This is a genomic window from Candidatus Zixiibacteriota bacterium, assembly GCA_036397555.1.
Taxonomy (GTDB): Bacteria; Zixibacteria; MSB-5A5; order WJJR01; family WJJR01; genus DATKYL01.
Window position 1 is genome coordinate 579,362 of sequence record DASWIS010000008.1, and the last position, 21,234, is coordinate 600,595.

Genomic DNA, 21,234 nt, shown 5'->3' on the forward strand with positions numbered 1-21,234 from the left:
CCGATCACAGGACCGCGCGCAGTCCCGCGAAAAAGTTCCGCTTCGCCGCCGGGATAAAGAGGTAGTCGCCGTCCCAGTATCCGCCGGCTTCATATTCGGCATCGAACACGTTGTTGACATGGATATACGCGCTCACGCCGGGCCAGCCGACCAGTTTCTGCAGCTTCGCTTCACCGCGGAGGTTGAAGACTGTGCGCGCGTCGATGAGCGATGCGTCCTCGTTGGAGTTGTCGATGAAAATGGGTCCGACGTGATAGATGTGCGCCGACAAGCCGATGTACGGGTGTTCGTAGTTGGCACGCACATTCGCCAGGCGATTCGGAAAGAGCGCAAGCGTCTTCCCCGACAGATCGACAACCGAACCCTCGCCGGTGTCGTAGTCGTACAGATACAGATCGAATTCATCGAAACTGTTGTCCGATAGCGACAGGTTCCCGGAAACGGAGAGACCCTGCCCCAAATCGGCATTGGCCGACAGCTCGATCCCTTGATGGGTCGACCGCGGCGCGTTGGCCCGAATCGGCACCCCGTCATCGTTGATCTGTCCGTTGAACACGATCTCATCGTGGAAGCGCATGTGGAACAAATTGATCTCCGCCCGCCAGTGCGGCTGATTCAGTGAGGCGCCCAACTCGAAGTCCAGCAACCGCTCCGGCTTCATGATCGGGTCGTGTCCTTCGATCGTTCCGTCTGCCAGCGTTGCCGTATCGTCGAAGAAGTCTGCAACGTTGGCGTAGTAGTCCTGCACGTCGAAGATTTCGTCGTTGGTCGGTTCCTGCTCATTATAACTCACGCTGCCGAACATGCTCGCCCGGGCGTGTGGCCGAGCGGTGATTCCCAGGCGCGGTGAGATGAAATGATAGTCGGTCGTGTGCGTCACTCGCTGTCCCCAAATGTTCGGGAATCCGTCGTCGTAGCGCTCGTAACGTTTGAATGCGTATGACACAGCGCCCGTCAATGTCACTTCCGGAAACGGCGTCAGGATCTCCTGTCCGAACAACGACGCCACCGTCTGGGCGCCTTTGTACGAATAGTATCGCTGGTCCGGGACAAAGTCCTCCGGGGCGGGATTAGCCGATTTGACTTCGCCCCAGTGATCGGCGGTCAATCGCCTCAGCTCGGCGCCGAAGCTCAGTGTTCCATAGTCGTGATGGTGTGTGGCGCGCGGCACAATCCCCCAAAAGTCATTCTCAACCCAGCGTCGCCGTACCAGTTGTTCGGCGAGATCGATCAGAACGGTATCGATCTTGATCTCGCCGTTGTCGTCATTCACCTCGATGTCCATAAACGGCGTCAACTGGTACTCGCCGAAGTCGCGGTCGAACCGCCGCTGATCGTAGAAACCTTCGCCCTTGATGTAGTAGAGCGTGTTTTCCAGCGTCCACTGGTCACTGGGACGAAACTCGGTGAGCCATTGGTACTGCGGCTGATTGAAGTTGTCGGTTTCGCCGCCCCACAGAATGGGATTGAAACGCCGATCGCCTTCGGCAACACCGCTCGGCGAGATGGTCCCGCCGTCGATCTCCCACACAAATGACGTGTCCCCGTCAATGAATCGGCGCGGAATCCCCTGATAAGCCAGATGCGTCTGTTCGGGACCGCCGAAAACATACAGCCGATTGGTCCATTGCGCGTCATGTCGCGCCGCACCCAGGAAGTATGACCACAGATCGGTCCAGGCGTTGTCACGGTAACCTTCGGAGACGATCCGCGAAAACCGGCCGTAGACCGCATGCTGGCCGTCGATCAGTCCCGAATTCAGCGCGACGCTGAATTTGCGGGTATCATACGATCCGAAACCGGAATTGACCACAATGCGCCGCGGCCCCGTCAATTGGTCGGTCACCAGATTGACCGTACCCCCGATGGAGTTTGATCCATACAGCGTCGTGCCGACGCCGCGCTGAAGCTGCACGTCCTCGACGCTCTCCAGCAAGTCGGGCAGGTCGATCCAGTAAACCTCGTGCGATTCGGGATCGTTGAGAGGAACACCGTTGATGAGCACCGAAACCCGCCGCTGCGCAAATCCGCGCACGAACAGGTATGAATACCCGATTCCGTTGCCGTTGTCCGAGTACGCATACACGCCCGGCGATTCGGTCAACACCATGGGCACGTCCTGTGCGTGGTAGGTCCGCCGGATTTCTTCCTGCGTGATGTTGTCGAACGCGACCGGCGATTGCCCGCGCACAGCCCGATGCGACGTGACCACGACCTCTTCGCCGGACAGCACGGTCGGCTCGATTTCGATCCTGAGGACATCGGGTCCCGGGACAACCGACAACGTCCTGGTGGCGTACCCGACATGACGGATTTCAATCCCAAATGCCCCCTCTGCAACATCCTTGAACAGGAACTCTCCGTTGCGATCCGCCGCCAACGATTGTTGCGCATCGACGATAGTGACCGTGGCCGCTGGGACGGGCCGGCCGCTGGCCGCGTCGATAATGACACCGCGCAGTTGTGCCGCGTCGGCGATTGATGCGAGTATCAGCGGAGCGAGGCAGCCCGTAAAAGCGATTCTGACTCGTTGGCCGAACTGGGCAAACATCACGTACTCCTTTCGGGGCCCGAATAGCAAAACGGCCGTTTCCGGGACGGGAAACGGCGCGGTCTGAAGCGGCACGGCTGTCTGTCCGTACCGCCGCCTGGTCCGTTCCCTACGCCGGCATTACCCGGATCAGGTTCGAAGGGTGTTGTCTCAGGCCCCTTTGATGGGACCACCCCGCGAACACAGGCAAGTCCACAATAGAAAACTTCACGAGGCGACGCAAGCCGATTTGGGGTCAACGCTTCCCGCCCGTCACGGTGTCGGGTATATTGTCGTGCCCCACACGGTGATAACGATGCGCATCCACGGGCTGTTCGAAATCCTCAAACGATTCGCCGCCGAAACACAGGCCCTGGCGGGGTACTCCGTGCGCCTGGCCGTTCGGCTGATCGGGCGCCCGTTTTATGTCGCCGAAACGCTCGACCAGATGTACTTCCTCGGAGTCGGCTCTTTGTTCCTTGTCGTATTGACCGGAATCTTCGCCGGTCAGGGGCTGGCGCTGCAATTCTCCATCGAGTTGGCGGAGTTTGGCTCGAAAAACTATCTGGGCCGTGTTATGGTCATCGCCATCGTCCGCGAGCTTGGACCCGTATTGACGGGGTTGATGGTCGCCGCGCGCGTCGCCGCCGGGATCACCGCCGAAATCGGATCGATGAAATCGTCGGAGCAGATCGATGCGCTGGTCGCGTTCGGAGTCGACCCGATCCGACGACTCGCGGTGCCCCGTTTCTGGGCCATCCTGCTGATGTTGCCGATCCTCACGATTTGCTGCGATTTTGTCGCCATCGTGGGCGGCTGGGTCATCGCCGTCTACATCGCGCACATCTCCAGCACGGCGTACTGGACCAACATCATCAGCAAGTTGTCGCTGGGAAACTTCGTCATCGGACTGGGGAAGCCGTTTTTATTTGCTGTGATCATCTCGACCATCTCAACCTTCATGGGGTTCCGGACCATGGGCGGCACACGCGGCGTCGGCCGCTCGACGACCAATTCGGTCGTCGCGTGCTCGATCACCATTCTGTTCGTCAATTTCCTGTTTACGCGGCTAATTGTTCCGCAATTGAAGGGGCTGCTCTGATCGACCTCTGATATGATTCGCCTTGAGAATGTCACCTTCGGCTACCGCGATTCCGCGGTGCTGCGCAATGTCAGCTTCCAGGTGGAACGTGGCAAAACGCTCGTCATCTTCGGCATCTCCGGCTCGGGCAAGAGCACGATCCTCAAGCTGCTGGCCGGGTTGGTCAGGCCGCAGACGGGGCGGATCATCGTCAACGAGACCGACATGACCGGATTGCGCGAGTCGGAGTGGCAGGAGCTGCGCCGCCAGATCGGCTTCGTGTTTCAGGGCGGCGCGCTCTTCGATTCGATGACGGTCGGCGAAAACGTCGGATTCTATCTCTTGGAACACACCGACCAATCGATGGAGGAGATCGAAATCAAAGTCCGCGAAACATTGCAGTTCATGAACCTGTCCGAGGATCTGATCGATATTACGCCGGACGAACTCTCCGGCGGGATGCAGCGACGGGTCGCGATCGGGCGCGCGGTCGCGGCGATCGATCCGCTCATCATGCTCTATGATGAACCGACCACGGGGCTGGACCCCATCTCGACAAAAGCGATCACCGAAATGATCGTCAAGCTTCGCGATGTCAAGGGGGTCACCTCGATTGTCGTCACGCATCAAATTGCCGATGCATTCGAAGTCAGCGATCACTTTATCGTCCTGCAGCAGGGGGTGGTCGCCTTCGACGGCACCGCCGAAGAACTGGTGCGCTCCCGGCAGCCGCAAGTGCGCTCGTTTTTGACTCCGTTCATTCACTCCATCGAACGCATGCCGGCTATGCATCACGGAGAATCATGAAAATTCTGTTCTTGTGCACGGGGAACTCGTGCCGGTCGCAGATGGCCGAGGGGTTTGCCCTTCACTACGCCGGCTCCGGGGTCGCCGTCGCATCGGCGGGAATCGAAGCGCATGGTCTCAATCCCCGGGCGGTGACGGTCATGGCCGAAGCGGGCATCGACATCAGCGGCCATACCTCCGATGTCTTCTCGGTGGATTCCGTTGGTCCCAGTGACCTTGTTGTGACCGTCTGTGACCAGGCGCGGGAGTCGTGCCCGCGCTTGCCGGCCACGGTATCTCAGATTCACTGGTCATTCCCTGACCCGGCCAAGGCAACTGGATCCGACGACGAGATCATGTTCGTCTTCCGCGCAGTCCGCGATGCCATCGACGAACGCGTCCGCGCGCTGGTCGAAGGAATGGCGCGGGAGCACGGCCGGAAGTCGCGTCCCTCCGCCGGTCCGCGACCAGTGAGACGACATTGATCGGATCGCCACAAACGGGTATCATGAAGCAGGACGGTCGATGATATGGGACGCGGCTGCAGCGCAATTGACTCACTGGCGATCCAGTACGTACGCGAAATCGCGGTCGTATTACGGACTCGCAACCTGGATAACGTCAAGCGATTCTACCATCGCTGGCAAAGCGCCATGGAGATGGCGCCGATGCCCGACGACCGGCAGTTGGAAATCGACATGCACAAAATGATTCTGGAATTGCCGGCATTAGAAGACTTGCACGACGAGTCGCTGGCGTGGCTGAAGGAGCGTGACGAAGTCTGGGACGTGCGCGGCAACAATTGCAGCAGCGGCTGCGATCCGGGGTCCTGCGGGCGCAAGGCGGTCGGATGAGACCGCTGTTTGAATCCTCCGAGAGCGGCAATGCGGCGTAGCGGACGAGTGCCGTGGACCGAGGTCCGTGTCGGAGTCGTGATCCTTTTTGCGTTTGCCGTGCTGCTGTGGGCGGCGTTTCGCGGCACCGGCATGACCGTCTTCGAGCGCACCAACGATCTATATGCTTACTTTGACAACGTCAATGGCTTGGTCAGCGGCTCGCCCGTCTGGCTGGGCGGGATTGAAGTCGGGCACGTCACCGGTATCCGATTTGTCGAGGAAAGCGGCACGGGACGCATACTGGTCAGTTTTCGGATCAAACAGGACGCCTGGTCGTTGGTCTCGAGCACATCGAAGACCTCGATTGCCGCGATGGGGTTGATGGGCGACAAATACTTGTCGGTGTCGCTACGCCGGCCCGGCGATCCGCCGGCTCAGCCCGGGGGCTTTCTCGAAGCCGAAGCCGCCGGCGATCTGACCAACGCCTTCGCCGACACGCCGGAGTTGATGCAAAACCTCTCAGCGACGACCGATCGCCTCGGCGGCATTCTCGAACGCATCGACCGGGGGGAGGGGTTTCTTGGGCGCATGACGACCGACAGCCGCTCCTCCGATGAACTCGACTCATTGGTTATGTCATCGCGCGAATTGATCCAGAGTCTTAACACCTCGCAGACGCGGCTGGTCGCGTCCATCGAGCGCGCATCCCATTCGTTCGATTCGCTCTCGCAAGGTATCCTGCATGGCGATGGCACGCTTGCGCGGCTGGTATGGGATACGACACTGTATACCGAGCTGGCCGGCGTCACGCGACGCGCCAACTCGCTGATGGAGACAATTGAATCCGGCGACGGTACTCTGGGCCGATTGTCATCGGACTCAGCGATGTATGTCGAGGTCCGCGACCTTGTCACAGACATGCGCGCGCTGATCGATGACATCATGGCCAACCCACGACGGTATTTCAAGTTTAGCGTCTTCTAATTGCCTTAGATTGAGGCGATTACTCAATCAATCACCGACATGCACGAAATCGAAGTCAAACGTGAGGGGCTAAACCTAAAACGGCTACTTCGTGACCGGGACGAACGCGTCCTGGAGCGGAAGGTGAAAGCGCAAAACACCCTCTGGCAAGAAGCATTAGATGATTGGATGGAATTATTCACAAAGTACACTTGGATGTCGAAGGATGGACAGCAAACCGTGCTGTCGTCAATCCTGTTGAACGGGATACGCAAGCCGGCAAAGGCGGATTGGGACTCACTCAAGGACAATTCGGAATTCTCGGAATCTGAGCCGCGTAAGCTGGACCCCGTTCGACTTCCTCCAATGCCTGGGCGCCCACCAGGGAAGATACCAAAAGCCAACGAATCGAGTATTGTGGACAGGCTATCACTCCTAGACAGGTTGATCCCCTCTAGGAAGCGACTCCGACAGCAGGCTATCAATCGACGTCGCGAACTGTTGAATCTTGAATCAGAGAGCGCCCGGTTAGCTGCTGAGCAAGACATGAAGGCGCTGCACAGAGATTGGGAGAGTGAATGTGCCGCAATCCGGACCAACGAAGAGAAGGCCCTTCAGCAATCGCTGCGGGAATGGCAGAATAGACGCGCAGCGTTCATTCTCGACCGCACTAACCTTAATGTAGAAATTGACAGGAGAAGAAAGAACTACGTTAAGGGCGAGCCAGAGGGGGTCGAGGAATTCGCTGAGCTTGTGCTCTCGCGCTCAATGTACCCCCTTTGTATCCCGCGGGATTTCGACTTCCAATATGACGCCACCAATAAGTGTCTCCTCGTGAATACGATATTACCTGCACTGGAAGACATACCACGCACCGACAGTAAAGGGAAAGTTTTGTTTTCAGATCGGGTCTTCCTGTCGCTTTATGACTCTGTCACCTACCAGATTGCAATCCGCACATTGTTCGAGTTATTCCATGCGGACGAAGCGAATGTCATCGGTGCCATAGTCCTGAGCGGGTGGGTCAACACTTACGACAAGGCAACGGGCAAACCGATAAGACCCTGCATTCTATCTGTTCACGCATCGAAAGCTGAATTCTCAACCTTCGACCTCGGGCATGTCGATCCCAAAGCGTGCTTCAAGGCGCTTAAAGGTGTCGGCAGTTCTAAGTTGCACACGATGACTCCGATCATTCCTATAGCAACGTTTGACAAGAGTGATAAGCGTTTCGTTTCACCTATCGACGTCGTCCAAGGAATCGATGAATTGTCGAACTTAGCAGCAATGGATTGGGAGGACTTCGAACATCTGGTGAGAGAGATATTCGAGCAAGAGTTTGCGCAGAACGGTGGAGAAGTGAAAGTGACGCGAGCCAGTCGCGATCGCGGTGTCGATGCCATCGCATTCGACCCCGATCCCATCAGGGGCGGAAAGATTGTGATTCAGGCCAAGAGGTACACACGAACGGTTGATGTATCAGCAGTTCGTGACCTCTACGGCACTGTACTCAATGAAGGCGCGACAAAAGGCATCTTGGTGACAACTGCCGACTATGGACCCGATGCATACGAATTCGCAAAAGGGAAGCCCTTGACCCTTCTAAATGGTGGCCACCTTCTTCATCTTTTGGAAAGACACGGGCACAAAGCACGCATTGATTTGAAGGAAGCACGGGAATTGAACAAGGATGAGATTGACCCGAATTAGCACCCTCTCCCTCCGGGAGAGGGTCGGGGTGAGGGAAAGGTGAATTGGGAGAGGAGATTACCATCGTCGCTGATCTTCTGCCACGTCTCCGCCACACGCTCGACTACGATGCCTGGGCGAATCAGCAAACGTTGGAGTCCCTGCAACGTGCCGACACGCCACCCGTCGAAGCCATCGGCATCATGGCGCACATCATCGCCGCCGATTGGCTCTGGCTGGATCGCATGCGCGAGCAACCGCAGCATTGTGCCGTTTGGCCGCATTGGTCCGTGAAAGAGTGTGCTGAAGAGGAGAGATTGCTGCGCGAGAGTTTCGACGAGATGCTCACCGGTCTGTCGGAGCCGTCGCTGGAGCGGCAGGTGACGTACAAGAATACGAAAGGGGAGAAGTGGTCGAACGCGATTGCCGATATACTCGATCACCTGCTGGTACATTCGGCGTATCATCGCGGCCAGATCGCGCTGCTGCTCCGTCACAGCGGCGGGGAACCGGCCTATACCGACTTCATTCACGCCGTGCGCACCGGCGCGATCAACTAAACTGCCATGACCAACGCTGAGTTTGCCGCCATTCTGGAGCGTCACATTCGTCCAGCCACATTCCCGGTTGCGGTGAAGATGTTGAAGAAGGGCGAGCGGATTCCCGACCGCGCCAAGCGCCCCAAAACCGATCTCGGATTCGATGTCGCGATCTGCCAGTCGGTCGGGTTGGCGCGACGTTACGGCTGGACGCTGGCGGTCGGACGCGACGACATCTCCTGCCCGATCACCAAGGCGTTTTTCGGATTTGAAGAACGCGTCCCCTACCTGACCGAAGGGCACGCCTGCGCCGGCATGTACACCGAATCAACCCAGGCCGGAGCACGCACCGAAGAATCGATCCCACGTTTCGCGCACAAGCAATATGAGTACTTCGTGTGCGGACCCCTGGCCAAAGTGCAATTCGATTGGGATGTCGTCATCGTCTACGGCAATGCCGCGCAGGTGATGCGGCTGGTCACCGGCGCGCTCTACAAACGCGGCGGCGCGATGATCTCCCAGACCGCCGGACGGGTCGATTGCGCCGATCTGACCGTTGGGGCGATGAACACGGGCGAATATCAGTATGTCCTGCCATGCTACGGCGACCGCATCTTCGGCGGCACATCCGACGAGGAGATGGCGTTTTCCCTGCCGCGGTCACGCGCCGATGAATTGGTGGCCGGATTGGAAGGGACCCACAAAGGCGGGATCCGTTACCCGATCCCGATGTTCCTGCGCTTCACTGGTGAATTTCCCGAAAGTTATCGCAAACTCGAAGATTTCTGGACTCACGATTCCGATCCGGAGAACAAATAAATGGTATCCACGACGCTCGTCGATCATCGCTCAGGGATGCTCGAACGCCTCCGCACCACCCCGCAGCAGTTGCGTGTCGCCGTCAGCGGCCTGAGCGACGCGCAGCTTGACACCCCCTACGGTCCGGGCAAGTGGACGATCCGTCAGGTTGTCCATCATCTGGCCGACTCGCACATGAATGCATTTGTGCGCATGAAACTTGTCCTGACCGAGGACAAGCCCACATTAAAGACCTACGATCAGGATGACTGGGCCGACACGATTGATGGCAAGTTGCTGCCGATTGCGTCGTCGTTGTCGATCATCGACGGCCTGCACGATCGTATGTGCAGGATGCTGGAGTCCGTGCCGGACTCCGCCTGGAGCCGTTCGGCGGTGCATCCTGAACGCGGCGACATCACACTCGATGACCTGCTGGCCATCTATGCCCGTCACGGCGAGAAGCACATCGCCACGATCACGGGTTTGCGCGCCGAGAAGGGCTGGTAACAGATTGCCGTTTCGCGAAAAACTCAACCACACCGAACGCCTGCAGGCACTCACCGAGGGTGTCAAGCCCGACCGTCCGCCGGTCTCGATGTGGCGCCACTTCTACGGCGATGAGAACGACAGCGACCGTTTCGTCGACGTGATGGTCGGATGGCAGAAACGCTTCGACTGGGACTTTCTGAAGATCAATCCCAAAGCATCGTATCATTACGAACCGTGGGGCGTGACCATGCGATATAGCCCCGATGGGATCATCAAGCCCGCCCGCGAATTGTTTCCGGTCAGGACGCCCGGGGATTGGACAAAAATCGGACCCTTGGGGGCGCGACATCCTGAATTTGCCGCGCAATTGTACGCGATTTCCAGAATCCGGCGCGCGCTGCCGCGGCCGTTCCGCATCGTGATGACGGTCTTCAATCCGATCTCAGTCGCCGGCGACTTGGTGCCGAACGATGCCATGCTGGTTTCGCACCTGCGCGACAACCCGACGGCGGTCGTCCCGGCACTCGAGGCCATTGCCGAGACATTCATCGATCTCGTCGCCGAGATGCGCAACGCGGGCGCCGACGGAATCTTCTTTGCCACCACACAATGGGCCTCCGCGAATCTGCTGACGGCCGACGAGGTGCGGCGATACGGAGTGGCATTCGACCGTCCGATCTGGGAAGCCACGGGCGCAGACGCATTCAATGTTCTGCATGTTTGCGATTCGAAGAATTATCTGTCACTCTATGCCGATTTCAATGCGGCATTGACCAATTGGGACGCGAGTGAGCCGACGAATCTGAATCTGACAGAGGGGCATGAACTGCTCCGATCGCCGGTCCTCGGTGGGATCGGCCACAAGGGCGATCTGAATGACACGAACTCCGACCGCGTTGTCGAGATGGCCAGGCGCGTCATTGAAGAGCACAAGAACATACCTTTCGCGCTCGGCCCCGGCTGCGCCGTCCCGGTGACAGTCCCGATGGAGAGCATTGCGGCTGTGCGACAATCGGTCGAATTCGCGTATGCGCGCATGAGAACGGCATGATGACCCCGATAACGGCCACAGAGAGTATCCTGCAACGCGTCGACGATGCAATACGCCACGGGGGGGATTCCATCGCAGTCATGGACCGAATCGCGGCGCTGCTGCACGAATCGATCCCTCACTACACCTGGGTGGGATTCTATCTGCTCGAAGGCGACATGCTGACGCTCGGGCCGTATCGCGGAAAGCCATCGCCGCACACCCGCATCCCGCTGAACCAGGGCATATGCGGCGCAGCGGCATCCCAGCAGCGGACCGTGATCGTTGCCGACGTCAACGCCGATCCGCGCTACCTGGCCTGCTCCATCGAGACGCGTTCGGAAATTGTTGTGCCGATCCTGTTCGACGGCATCTGTCTCGGTGAGATCGACATCGATTCCGACCAACCCGACGCCTTCGGCGCATCGGATCAATCATTGCTGGAAGCCATCGCGGAGCGCATGGCGCCGAAGATGCGGACATAAGTCACCGCATTCGCGCCCATTGACATGATGGAGACGACCGCCTCGCCGATCTTCTGGGTCGGGTTTCTCGCTCTCATCTTGGGGTTGCTGACAATGGACCTCGTGGTTTTTCACCGGCGGCCGCATGTCGTGTCAGCCGGTGAGGCATCGCGTTGGGTCGCCTTCTGGATCGGCTTGGCCGCGGCCTTTAATGTGTTCGTCTACTTCGAGTTCGGCACCGCCAAGGCGCTGGAGTTTACGGCCGGATATCTGGTCGAGGAGGCGCTTTCGGTCGACAACGTATTTGTCTTCCTGATCGTTTTCCGCTACTTCCATGTCCCGCGCGAACTGCAGCATCGCGTGCTGTTCTTCGGAATCCTTGGCGCCATCATCCTGCGCGGCATCTTTATCTGGATCGGTGCAACGCTGATCTCCCAGTTCAGTTGGGTGCTCTACATCTTCGGCGCGTTTCTGGTGTTCACCGGGATCAAGATCGTCGCGCAGGATGAGATGCAGGTGCATCCCGAGCGCAATCCGGTTCTGAAGCTCCTGCGGCGCATCCTGCCGATCACTGCCGACTACATGGGCACGCGGTTTCTTGTCCGTGCCGGTGAACGCTGGTTTGCGACGCCGCTTCTGGCGGTGCTGGTCGTTGTCGAAGCCACCGATCTGGTATTTGCCGTCGATTCAATCCCGGCGATCTTCGGCATCACCCACGATCCGTTTATTGTCTACACATCGAACATCTTCGCCATCCTGGGACTGCGGGCGCTTTTCATGCTGCTGGCGGGGATTATGGACAAGTTCCACTATCTGAAATACGGCCTCGGCATCGTTCTCTGTTTCATCGGCGTCAAAATGCTCATCGCGTGGTTTGTGCACATCCCCATCGAGATCTCACTCGGCGTCGTCGTGCTGTTGCTGGGCGGTTCGATCCTGTTGTCGTTTCTCCGGCCGGTCAAACCCGCGGAATCCCATGGTTCCGGGCCGGACGCCGGCACCGAGACCCCGCTGGAGGAATGATCACATCAACGCCCGCGCATCGCGTAGTACAGAACGCGCGGAGCATTCACCAGACCGGTCCAGAAAATGTTCGGACTGTGACGCAGCCGCCGTCGCGCGTAGGCGATGGCGCGGTCCCAGTTTTCGGCAAAAGGAACATAGAGTCGGTGGACGATTCCGCGGCGCAAAGCCGATGACGCCCTGCCCGTGTCGTCAATCCCCTCGAAGTATGAACCGGACGTGAGAGATTGGATCAGGGCCGCTCTCGGTACTCCCATCAACGTCTGTGTCTCAAACCGGGAGGGACCGATGGCCGCCGTCAAAACGACCTCGTTGAAGAAGCGTTCGATCAATCCCTGATCGTGCGTCGCGAACTCGACAAACACATCCTTCGCAAACAGCGCGCGTGCCAGGGACAGCATGCGCGATTTGATCTCGGCGGGCTGCTGCAGCGCAATCTCGGCGGATTCGCTGTAGATCCCGGTGCACAGTCTGATCCGGGACCCGGACGGCAGTTGGTCAATGTCCGTCACGGTGCGAAAGAGCCGCGATTGCAGGACGGTGCCGACAGTCCGTCCGTAGCGCGCGAAGAGCTCTGCGTGAATCGACAACGTCAGATCGGTCCATTGATGGTTTTCCATGTCGATCGTGGCTCGAATCCCGTGTTTCGACGCCGACTCGATCACGCGGCCGATGGCTTCCGCGCAGGCCGTCCGGTCGATCCCTCCCGGATCGATCACCATGCCATCGTTGTCCTTCGGGGCGACGACGAACGATGACGGCTTGAGACTCACCGAAGGTTTGCGCCCCGGTGGCAGCGCCTGGAGTCGCGCATCATGGGCCGCCGATTCGATCAACCGCACATACAACGCGACATAATGGTCCACGTCCTGCCCGGTCGCGGCATCCTCGCCGAGGATGTCGATTGTCGCAGAGATTCCGGCATCCGCCAGTTCGGCCGCCTTGTCGAGCGCCGCTTGCATCGAATCGCCCGCAATGTAGGGCTTCGAGAAAACGCGAATCGCTGTCTTGGGGAGTGAATCGACGAATACAAAACGCAGGTTCACGGCATCTCCGGCGACCGATTGCTGGCGCCGCCAGATTAGGGGGAAGTCCTGTCGCAATCAACGCCCAATTGCGTAACGCAGAGCCCACTCACTGCCCGGGCGCGGGGCGGGGTCGATCGTGTGTTTGTGTCCCAAAAGAAACCCGGGTGCTCCGCTGGGGCGGAACACCCGGCTCGAATTTAAGGGGGGTGGTTGGCCAGAGTACTTGTTTTGGGGGGGGCAAAACGTTCCCCCGACCTTCCGCCCCCGCTACTCGGTGACCATCATCGGAGGTCTCGTCACTACTACTTAAACATCCCGATCGACCTGAATGTTTAGGCGAATATTGTCCATGATCCGGACTCGATGGCCGCTGTTGCCCGGATTCAGCCAGGCGTTGCCCGCACGGAACCAGCGGCCGACGTTGAATCGCAGTGTGTATTGGACATCATCGCCCGCGGACAGGTCGTACACGCCGCGGACCGAATACTCCGAAGTGTAGTCGCTGCTGAATGTGAAGCGGCGTGACTCGCCCGCCGACCAGATGCGTCCGCGCACGAGAATCGAATTCCCCAGCAGGTCGTCGAGCCCATTCAGTTCATCCGAAGCACGCGCGGGCTGCAGCACGAACCGGACTTCTGTGTAGGCGCCGCGCACGACCGCACCGGACCCCAGCGGCTGCAACGCCGCATTCACCGGCAGAACATACGGTCCCTTGTGGCTGATGTCCGGATCACTCTCGTCGCGGCTTTCTTCCTCCGCGGTGATCTGTGTGTCGACCGCTCCCGCCTCGCCATCGACGAAGCGCAGCGACCGGATCACGACCGCCCCATAGTCGATTGTGATCGAATCGGGTCCCTCGGCCGCATAGCCCTGCTGCGTGTTCGGCGTGTCGCCGCCGACGATGTTGGCCGACGGACTGGCGAGGTTAAACTCGATGTTCCATGCCGTGCTGATGTCGGATAGCGAATTGTTGCTGCTCTCCGGACCGCATCCCAATGCCAGAATGCAGACGCCGACGATCAGCACTGCCGTCAGTGTGCGTTTCATCCTGCCTCCCTCCTGATTCATCTTCATCGTTCCCAAGCGGTGGTTGACTTCACTCCGGGTTACCTCAGCAAAACCATCTGATGCACTCTTGCGACGCCGTCTGAAACCAGACGGGCAAAGTAGACACCCGAGCCGACCGGACGCCCGTTATCGCCGCGTCCCTCCCAGTTCACAGTGTGCGATCCGGGCGCCAGGAGACCGTCGACCAACGTGGCGACCTTGCGGCCCAGAACATCGTAGACGTCAAGCTGTACCGGCTGATCGCCCACCGATGAAAACCGTATGGTAGTCGAGGGATTGAACGGATTGGGATAATTGAACAGATCGATTTCGTAGTCGATCGTGCCCAATCCGCGGTCGTCCTCAATGCCGGTCTCCAGTGTCACGGAGAAATCGGCCGACATGCTCGGCCCGGACGCGGAAATGTTCGTGATTGTCACGAACGTTTGCGCCCCGGCGTAGTTGTCCGAATTGGGCGTCGAGGCCGCGGAAAACGTGGTCTTGTTGGTGGTCCCGGGGAACGGATCGGCGCCATCGCCATAGTCGAGATTCTGTTCCAATTCCCAGAGACCGTCCGCCTGCTCCAACGCAACCCAGTAGTTCCCCGATGACGTGTGTCCGGGGTACCATTCCTTCGTATTGCCGCTCTGGCTGTCGTCGATGTGCCAGATGCAAAGCCCTGAGCCCGGTATACCCGTATCGTAGCCGGTCTTCTGACGGTTCTCGATCAGGAAATACTGGTTTCCGCCGGCGCCGTCGGACCAAACCCGGTACACGGTCGGCGAGGTCTCAACCGCCGGCAGGTTGACTCCGGTCAGATTCGAACTGACGACCGTCGGTGTGACGAAGCCGACCTGGCTTTTGCACCACGCGTCCATGTGCGCGGGCGAATTGCCCAACGATCCGTTCCACGAACCTGACGCCATCAGAGACCAGCGGCCCAGACCGCGCGAGCTGCCGTCGATGTCGTACAAATCCGGAAGCCCGAACAGGTGTCCGATCTCGTGGGCGTAGACACCGATCGTAATGTCGCCGGGAGAATTCCAGTATTCCGGCTGAACCGAGTACGCGCTGACATAAACACCGTCCCGGAGATTGGCGCTGATTCCCCATTTGTGCGACCAGATGTCATTGACGCTGCCGGTGAACTCCGCTCCCGCACCGGAATGCATGATGACCAGTCCGTCGACATACCCGTTCCCGTCGTTGTCGTAGTCTGAGAAATCGACGAGCGGATCGATCAATGCCACCAGGTCCTGCGTCAGCCTCTGCGTGTTATTCGGATAACTCCCCATGCCGAAGTTGCCGTTGACGTAGTACGCGTATGTTTGCGGGGCACGCTGCCAGCCGAGCGACGACGGGAGATTGACCGTGACCATTGTGAGATTGCCGTAGCTCATCTCGCTGTAAAAGTGGCGCACCGACCCCGATCCGGTTGAGAAAATCAGGTTGTCCAGCACGGTGGCGCTGACCTGCGACACCTTGTCGGAGAAGTCCACGCAGATCGCCAAAACGTTAAAGTCCCCGGAGACCGTGATGCCGGCCGCCATGCCTCCTCCGGGTGTGCAAATGCCGCGCTCCTGAAAATGCCCGCGCATCTCGGAATACAGTCCGATCCCGGCCGCCATCGACGGGGAGCCCTGGCGCAAGCTGTCCGGGAAGGGAGGCATCGCAACCAGCTCGGATAGCGGGCCGGATGCACACAGAGCGAGACAGCCCAATGCGACCCCGCACGCCAGCGTAGTTGCTCTGCCTTTAGCCATCATTATGATCCCTGCCCTTCTGGGTGTGTGAATGGGAGCCGAACACCGACTCCGCTGATCGTCACGACCGCACTCGTCGATTACGCGATGGGAGATGCGGGCCGGTTCCGGACAATCCTCAGTCTGATTTGATTCCGTTAAAGCGGTCGCCGACAGGACACATTCAGAGGCATCGTCGCATTCGCCTGAAGCAATCCGAGGAGTTTGGAATCGTAGTTCGTGTTTGGCCGGTTTCATTATTCCCCCCAAGGAACAAATCCTCCTGAGTGCGAGGCACTTCAGCGCAAGGGGCGTGCCGACGACAAGACCGCTCTGACCATATCGCCGATGAGGCGTAAGTCAACCTATGTCAATGCGTTAGGCTCTAACCGTCACGGGGCGGGTTCTCCGGGGACCAAGGGACCTCTCATTTCGCTGTGGAGAGTATGGGGGCTTTCCGACACCCACTCGGTCAGAGACGAGCCGTTGACCGCAGCGTGAATTCAATGCGGAGGGTCCGTAAGTTGCTATTCGCAGATTCTGCGACGCGGAAACCTGCGCTGATTGGGAAAACTACTTGACAAGGATGGGCTTATAGCGAGATTGCTTTTGACAAGAGTCGGTGGTCGAGCCGTTTCGGCATCTCACGATCCGACGATTACCTCAGGCGCATCGGCCGACCACAGGCAACGCATCGCAGTATTTGAGAATCAAAATCGCTCTTTCTTAGGTAAGGAGGCGGGCTCAGATGGCAAGTCGGAAATCCCTTCTGGCTATCGGCCTGACTCTGGCTTTGATGTTCACGCCGTTGTCACTCGGCTGGGCGGGCGGACAAGCCTCCGACGAAGGTGACGGTCATCCGTGGGATGACGGCACCACCGGCGAACAACAGCCGCCGCAACCGGACGGATCGACGACCGGCTTCCGTCCGACGGCACCGGTCGCGACGACGCAGTCGCAGCGATCGTATGCTGCCTCGGCCGTACTGCCCGGCGGCGCTGTCTGGGTTGCCGATGCGCTTTGGTCGTCGTGGCTGCGCATCATGAACATCAAAACGGAGAGCAGGTCGAGCACAGCAAACAATCGGCGATAGCGCCGCATCTCGAAGATTGAAATTGAGCATGAAGCCCCTTCCTCACGATGCTTCCGCGTTGCGCGAGACTATGGACGGCGTCGTACGTCTGCTCGACGACGACAACGTCACCGCGGCAGTGAACTTGATGGATCGTCTGGAGAGCGAAGCGCCCGTCACCCCCGGGGCCCCGCTCTTCGGCGAATGGTGCATGGTGCGCGCACGCCTGGCCCATGCCGAAGGACGGTATACCGATGCCGTCCGGGAGGCGCGTGCGTGCCTCGACATGATCCAATCGACCGGTTCTGACGCGGCAATTGCGGACGTTCACCGCCTGTTGGGCGGCGCCTATCTCGGGATGGGTGTCACCAAGAGCGCTCGGATGCACGCGCGCGATGCCATCGCCATTTATCGGCGTATCGGAGATCAAAATGGTGTGATGCATGCCGCCAATGACCTGGCACGCATTCACTTCGTCAGCAGCGAATACACTCTCGCCATCGACTTCCTCAATGATGCCGTCGAGATCGCCCGCCAGACGGGCAACCACGAACGTGAAACGGCGTTCATTGGGAATCTCGGTCGGATCTACCTGCTGCAGGGGCAGTGGCAATTGGCGCACGAGGCCCTGTCGCAAGCGTGTGGCCGAGCGGAGCGGGCCGGGAAAGACAGTTCGACCGCACGCAATCTGCTGTCGTTAGGATACCTTGGGATCCTTCGACACGAATTTGAAGCGTCTGCGCTATGCCTGGACCGAGCGTTGCAATACATCGAGCGCGCGGGATTGGTGCGGGAACGATCGATCCACTTTGAATACACCGGCTGGTGGCATTTCGAGCAACGGCACTGGATTCAGGCCAAGGAGGACTTCCGCTCGGCGCTGCAAATCGGCCAGAAACTGAGTTCCGAAAACGATTTGGTCTCACAATCGCTCCGAGGGCTGGCCGAGTGCGAAGCCGCCCTGGGAGATTGGCCCGAGGCGCAACGATTGGCGGAATCGGGCTTATCCGTGGCCCTTGAGATCGGTGAGCGTGTGGAAGTCGGCTGCCTGTACCGGGTCATCGCCGAGGCGATGGCGCGCCGGGGCGACGTCAACGGTGCGCAGACCGCCCTGTCACGGGCGCAAGAAAACCTCGACGTGGCTGCCGATCCGTATGAGTCGGCACGTTTTCAGGTTGTCGCGGCGCGAGTCCTGACGCTGCTGCCGCAATCCGAGCCAACCGCGATCGTCGATTCGCTGCGCGAGGCACTCAACACGTTCGAGCGATTGGGTGCCTCCGCGCAGGCGACCGAGGTCTGCATATTGCTCGTTGAAGCATTGCGAAGTGCGGGCCGGTTGGACGAGGCCATTCAGTACGCACGCGCGGTCGAGCGACAAAAGGCGGGGGAATCCTCCGGTTCTGATGACGTCGCTGACCACTGTGCCTTGCAGTCGGCCCTCTCGAAGTCATGTGTCACCCATGCGCTCTCCAGTGCCAACGAGTTCCGACTCGGTGGCGTGCCGTGGGCGGTCGCCGCACTGGACGGTGAGTCGCGCGACGATCTCCAGCAGGCAGTCGCGTTCTTCCGTACCCGGATCAACGCCTCCCGTGCGGTCCTTCTGGAGGTCACTGTTGATGGCGCACGGACCGGAAGTGTTGTCACTGTGTCCGGGGCGAATGAAGACTTTGCACATCATTTGGGCGAGTTCGTGGCCAGCCCCTATCAGCGCGAACTGCCGACCGATGCGCCGAGATTCTACTGGTCTCATGGAACCACTCCTGATCTGACCGCTCATTTTTCCGAGCATGATGAACCCGCCCCCGTCGCCGTCATCTCTGTCCCGGTGGAACTGGGGCCGGGCGCGTCGGGGCTGCTTTATGCGGATGTCCTCGGTCAAGACGCCGCGGGCCAGCCGATCCGGTTTGGACCGCGCGATCTGGACTTCGCGGTCGCATTTGCCGAAATCGTCGCGTGGCGATCCACACGATTGCGCTCTGAAGGGCTCCATCGCGATGTGCGACGCTTGCGGGACCAACTGGCAAACTCCAGCGATTTCCCCAGCATCATCACCCAGAATGAAGCCCTGCGCGACACGCTATCGCGTGTGCGCATGGTCGTCGACACGGATGTCTCGATCCTGCTGTTGGGAGAGACGGGAACCGGTAAGGACCTGCTCGCTCGCGCCATACATTTCTCCAGCGATCGCCGCGACCACCGCTTTGTCTCCGTCAATTGCGCCGCCCTGCCCGAGTCGCTGTTGGAAAGCGAGTTGTTTGGTGTCCGGCGCGGGGCCTTCACGGGCGCCGATCGTGACAAAGCCGGGCTGTTCGAGGAGGCGGACGGGGGTACGTTTTTCTTAGACGAGATCGGGGAAATGCCGGTTTCGCTGCAGGCGAAGCTCCTGCGACTGCTGGAGAACAAAGAGTTGACGCGCTTGGGTGACACGCGCCCGCGACAAGTCGATGTGCGCGTCATTTCGGCGACCAATAGCGATCTGTCCGGCGATACCGCGCGTGGCACATTCCGGCGAGACCTGTTTTACCGCCTCGCTCCGCTGACATTTACGCTGCCGCCGCTGCGGGAACGCCGTGAAGACATCCCGCTGCTTCTCGACCACATCTTAACGCGCGTATGTGACGAGGCAGGACGCAAAGTGCGGCTGCTTCCGGAAACTGTCCGGGTCCTGTGCAATTATGACTGGCCGGGCAATGTCCGCGAACTGGAGAATGAAATCCGCAAGCTGATCCTGCTCGCCGGAGCCGAAGGGACCATCGGGCCGGAACGTCTCGCCCAGAAGCTTCTGGAGACGTGCGATACACTGGGCCAGCCCGGCACGGCCCCCGCGCTGCCCGAACGCTTCTCGCTGTACGACCACATGGCGCAATTAGAACGACGGTTCATCGCGCACGCGCTGGCCGAGTCGGACGGGATCAAAAAACACGCCGCCGCGCGGCTCGGAATGCCCGAATCGACCCTGCGCCTGAAGATGAAGCAGTACGATCTGGACGTCGGCGCATAGATTCGCGCTGCCGACCGTCGTGTGACAAACCCGCGGTGTTCTCCGCGGGGTTTTTTGTATCCTGCGCAGGCGATGACTCCAACTTGGCGGTGCCTTCCGCACTACGCATTGCGCGCCCGACAACAGATGGCGCTCGACTACGAACTGCTCGAGACGTGCCGGACCGAGCGGGACACCGCCTTCCTGCGCTTCTACCGCATGGACCCGCCCGCGGTGACGATCGGGCGAAACCAGCAGTGGCAGCATGTTGTTTCGCCGCATCGCTGCTCGGAGATGGGCTGGGAATGGGCTCGCCGCCCGACCGGGGGCGGCGCGTTGCTGCATCGAAACGAGATCAATTACGCGATCATCGCCGGGCCGGGTTCCCTCGGATTGGCCGCCAATGCGGGCTTCACTGCCACCCTGCTCACGATCCTCAGTCGTCTCCAACGGATGCTGATTCGTGCCGGGATCCCCGCCGCGATCGAATCCGGTCGTGCCGACACCATGCCACCAAACGGACGACAACATGGCCTGTGCGGCCGGTCGCTGACCGGATATGAGATCGGTCTTGACGGGGGCAAGTTGCTCGCGGCCGCGCAGTTCATGTCCCAGGATGTCGTACTGCAGCATGGCACCGTTTATCTCCATGCTCCCGTTGATGATGGAATATTTTGGCCCGATGACTCCCATGGACTCCGGGCCCGCACCCAACGGTGGACATCCATGCCGCTGGAGTTTCAGGATTGCGGGTGGCAAGAATCCGCCGATCGGTTACGGGCTTGCTTTCACGACACCAGCGAGAGCGGGCACTTCGCGGTGGAATCCTGGCTTCCGCCTGATTCCCTTTGGGATCGGGTTCGCCGACGAGCCGACACATGGCAGCGAGAGCACTGGGACACTTTCCGTTGAAAAACCGCCTCTTGACGGGAATAAGTGACCCCATCAGGGTTAATCTCGCTGGATCAAGAGGATCCGCTCGAATCGGATATCGCAAAAAGATTCGCGGGAACACACGCGTCAAGGACAGCAAATCGTGATTCACCTTGACTTTACACAATTAGACGGCTCATGTTCGGCACTTTGGTCCCGCGCCGTCTGCCATGCGGGGAGCAACGCTTGATACGACTGTGA

General features: G+C 59.5%; 19 protein-coding genes and 1 riboswitch. Of the genes, 15 read left to right on the forward strand and 4 right to left on the reverse strand.

Going from position 1 to position 21,234, the window contains the following annotated elements; all coding sequences use genetic code 11:
• Window positions 1–4: 4 nt before the first annotated feature.
• Window positions 5–2,551, reverse strand: a complete 2,547-nt coding sequence (locus VGB22_04105) for a TonB-dependent receptor (protein ID HEX9750461.1) — start codon at window positions 2,549–2,551, stop codon at window positions 5–7.
• Between the two features lie 88 nt (window positions 2,552–2,639).
• Window positions 2,640–2,738, reverse strand: a riboswitch (TPP riboswitch).
• Window positions 2,739–2,846: 108 nt separating this feature from the next.
• On the opposite strand from VGB22_04105, the gene VGB22_04110 reads away from it, so the two are divergent.
• From VGB22_04110 to VGB22_04165, 12 genes are all read left to right on the forward strand, one after another.
• The gene (locus tag VGB22_04110) at window positions 2,847–3,632 is read left to right on the forward strand and encodes an ABC transporter permease (GenBank protein ID HEX9750462.1); all 786 of its coding nucleotides are present in this window, start codon (window positions 2,847–2,849) and stop codon (window positions 3,630–3,632) included.
• A 12-nt stretch (window positions 3,633–3,644) separates the two neighbouring features.
• On the forward strand, window positions 3,645–4,418 hold the full coding sequence (locus VGB22_04115; protein HEX9750463.1) for an ATP-binding cassette domain-containing protein: 774 nt from the start codon (window positions 3,645–3,647) through the stop codon (window positions 4,416–4,418).
• Window positions 4,415–4,882 carry an arsenate reductase (thioredoxin) gene (gene arsC, locus VGB22_04120; GenBank protein ID HEX9750464.1) on the forward strand — a complete coding sequence of 156 codons (468 nt, stop codon included), beginning with the start codon at window positions 4,415–4,417 and terminating at the stop codon, window positions 4,880–4,882. Before VGB22_04115 ends, arsC begins: the two co-directional genes overlap by 4 nt.
• 45 nt (window positions 4,883–4,927) lie before the next feature.
• Window positions 4,928–5,251, forward strand: a complete 324-nt coding sequence (locus VGB22_04125) for a hypothetical protein (GenBank protein HEX9750465.1) — start codon at window positions 4,928–4,930, stop codon at window positions 5,249–5,251.
• Window positions 5,252–5,281: 30 nt separating this feature from the next.
• On the forward strand, window positions 5,282–6,217 hold the full coding sequence (locus VGB22_04130) for an MlaD family protein (protein ID HEX9750466.1): 936 nt from the start codon (window positions 5,282–5,284) through the stop codon (window positions 6,215–6,217).
• Between the two features lie 123 nt (window positions 6,218–6,340).
• Window positions 6,341–7,906 (forward strand): restriction endonuclease, encoded by a 1,566-nt coding sequence (locus tag VGB22_04135; protein HEX9750467.1) that lies wholly within the window; start codon window positions 6,341–6,343, stop codon window positions 7,904–7,906.
• A 44-nt stretch (window positions 7,907–7,950) separates the two neighbouring features.
• Window positions 7,951–8,445: a DinB family protein gene (locus tag VGB22_04140; protein HEX9750468.1), complete on the forward strand. Its 495-nt coding sequence runs from the start codon at window positions 7,951–7,953 to the stop codon at window positions 8,443–8,445.
• A gap of 6 nt (window positions 8,446–8,451) precedes the next feature.
• The gene (locus VGB22_04145) at window positions 8,452–9,243 is read left to right on the forward strand and encodes a DUF169 domain-containing protein (protein HEX9750469.1); all 792 of its coding nucleotides are present in this window, start codon (window positions 8,452–8,454) and stop codon (window positions 9,241–9,243) included.
• Window positions 9,244–9,732, forward strand: coding sequence for a putative metal-dependent hydrolase (locus VGB22_04150; GenBank protein ID HEX9750470.1), 489 nt, complete (start codon window positions 9,244–9,246; stop codon window positions 9,730–9,732).
• A 4-nt stretch (window positions 9,733–9,736) separates the two neighbouring features.
• On the forward strand, window positions 9,737–10,765 hold the full coding sequence (locus VGB22_04155; GenBank protein ID HEX9750471.1) for a uroporphyrinogen decarboxylase family protein: 1,029 nt from the start codon (window positions 9,737–9,739) through the stop codon (window positions 10,763–10,765).
• Window positions 10,762–11,229, forward strand: coding sequence for a GAF domain-containing protein (locus VGB22_04160; protein HEX9750472.1), 468 nt, complete (start codon window positions 10,762–10,764; stop codon window positions 11,227–11,229). The genes VGB22_04155 and VGB22_04160 overlap by 4 nt, the downstream gene beginning before the upstream one ends.
• Before the next feature lie 24 nt (window positions 11,230–11,253).
• Window positions 11,254–12,231, forward strand: a complete 978-nt coding sequence (locus VGB22_04165) for a TerC family protein (GenBank protein ID HEX9750473.1) — start codon at window positions 11,254–11,256, stop codon at window positions 12,229–12,231.
• Window positions 12,232–12,236: 5 nt separating this feature from the next.
• On the opposite strand, the gene VGB22_04170 is transcribed toward VGB22_04165, so the two are convergent.
• The 3 genes from VGB22_04170 to VGB22_04180 form a co-directional block, all read right to left on the reverse strand.
• Window positions 12,237–13,277, reverse strand: coding sequence for a proline dehydrogenase family protein (locus VGB22_04170; GenBank protein HEX9750474.1), 1,041 nt, complete (start codon window positions 13,275–13,277; stop codon window positions 12,237–12,239).
• 288 nt (window positions 13,278–13,565) lie between these two features.
• Window positions 13,566–14,306 carry a hypothetical protein gene (locus VGB22_04175; protein ID HEX9750475.1) on the reverse strand — a complete coding sequence of 247 codons (741 nt, stop codon included), beginning with the start codon at window positions 14,304–14,306 and terminating at the stop codon, window positions 13,566–13,568.
• Between the two features lie 59 nt (window positions 14,307–14,365).
• Window positions 14,366–15,976: a M6 family metalloprotease domain-containing protein gene (locus VGB22_04180; GenBank protein ID HEX9750476.1), complete on the reverse strand. Its 1,611-nt coding sequence runs from the start codon at window positions 15,974–15,976 to the stop codon at window positions 14,366–14,368.
• Between the two features lie 820 nt (window positions 15,977–16,796).
• On the opposite strand from VGB22_04180, the gene VGB22_04185 reads away from it, so the two are divergent.
• The 3 genes from VGB22_04185 to VGB22_04195 all read left to right on the forward strand — a co-directional run bounded on the left by VGB22_04185 (window position 16,797) and on the right by VGB22_04195 (window position 21,012).
• Window positions 16,797–17,141: a hypothetical protein gene (locus tag VGB22_04185; GenBank protein HEX9750477.1), complete on the forward strand. Its 345-nt coding sequence runs from the start codon at window positions 16,797–16,799 to the stop codon at window positions 17,139–17,141.
• Between the two features lie 28 nt (window positions 17,142–17,169).
• Window positions 17,170–20,121 carry a sigma 54-interacting transcriptional regulator gene (locus tag VGB22_04190; protein HEX9750478.1) on the forward strand — a complete coding sequence of 984 codons (2,952 nt, stop codon included), beginning with the start codon at window positions 17,170–17,172 and terminating at the stop codon, window positions 20,119–20,121.
• Window positions 20,122–20,247: 126 nt separating this feature from the next.
• On the forward strand, window positions 20,248–21,012 hold the full coding sequence (locus tag VGB22_04195; protein ID HEX9750479.1) for a hypothetical protein: 765 nt from the start codon (window positions 20,248–20,250) through the stop codon (window positions 21,010–21,012).
• Window positions 21,013–21,234: the final 222 nt, after the last annotated feature.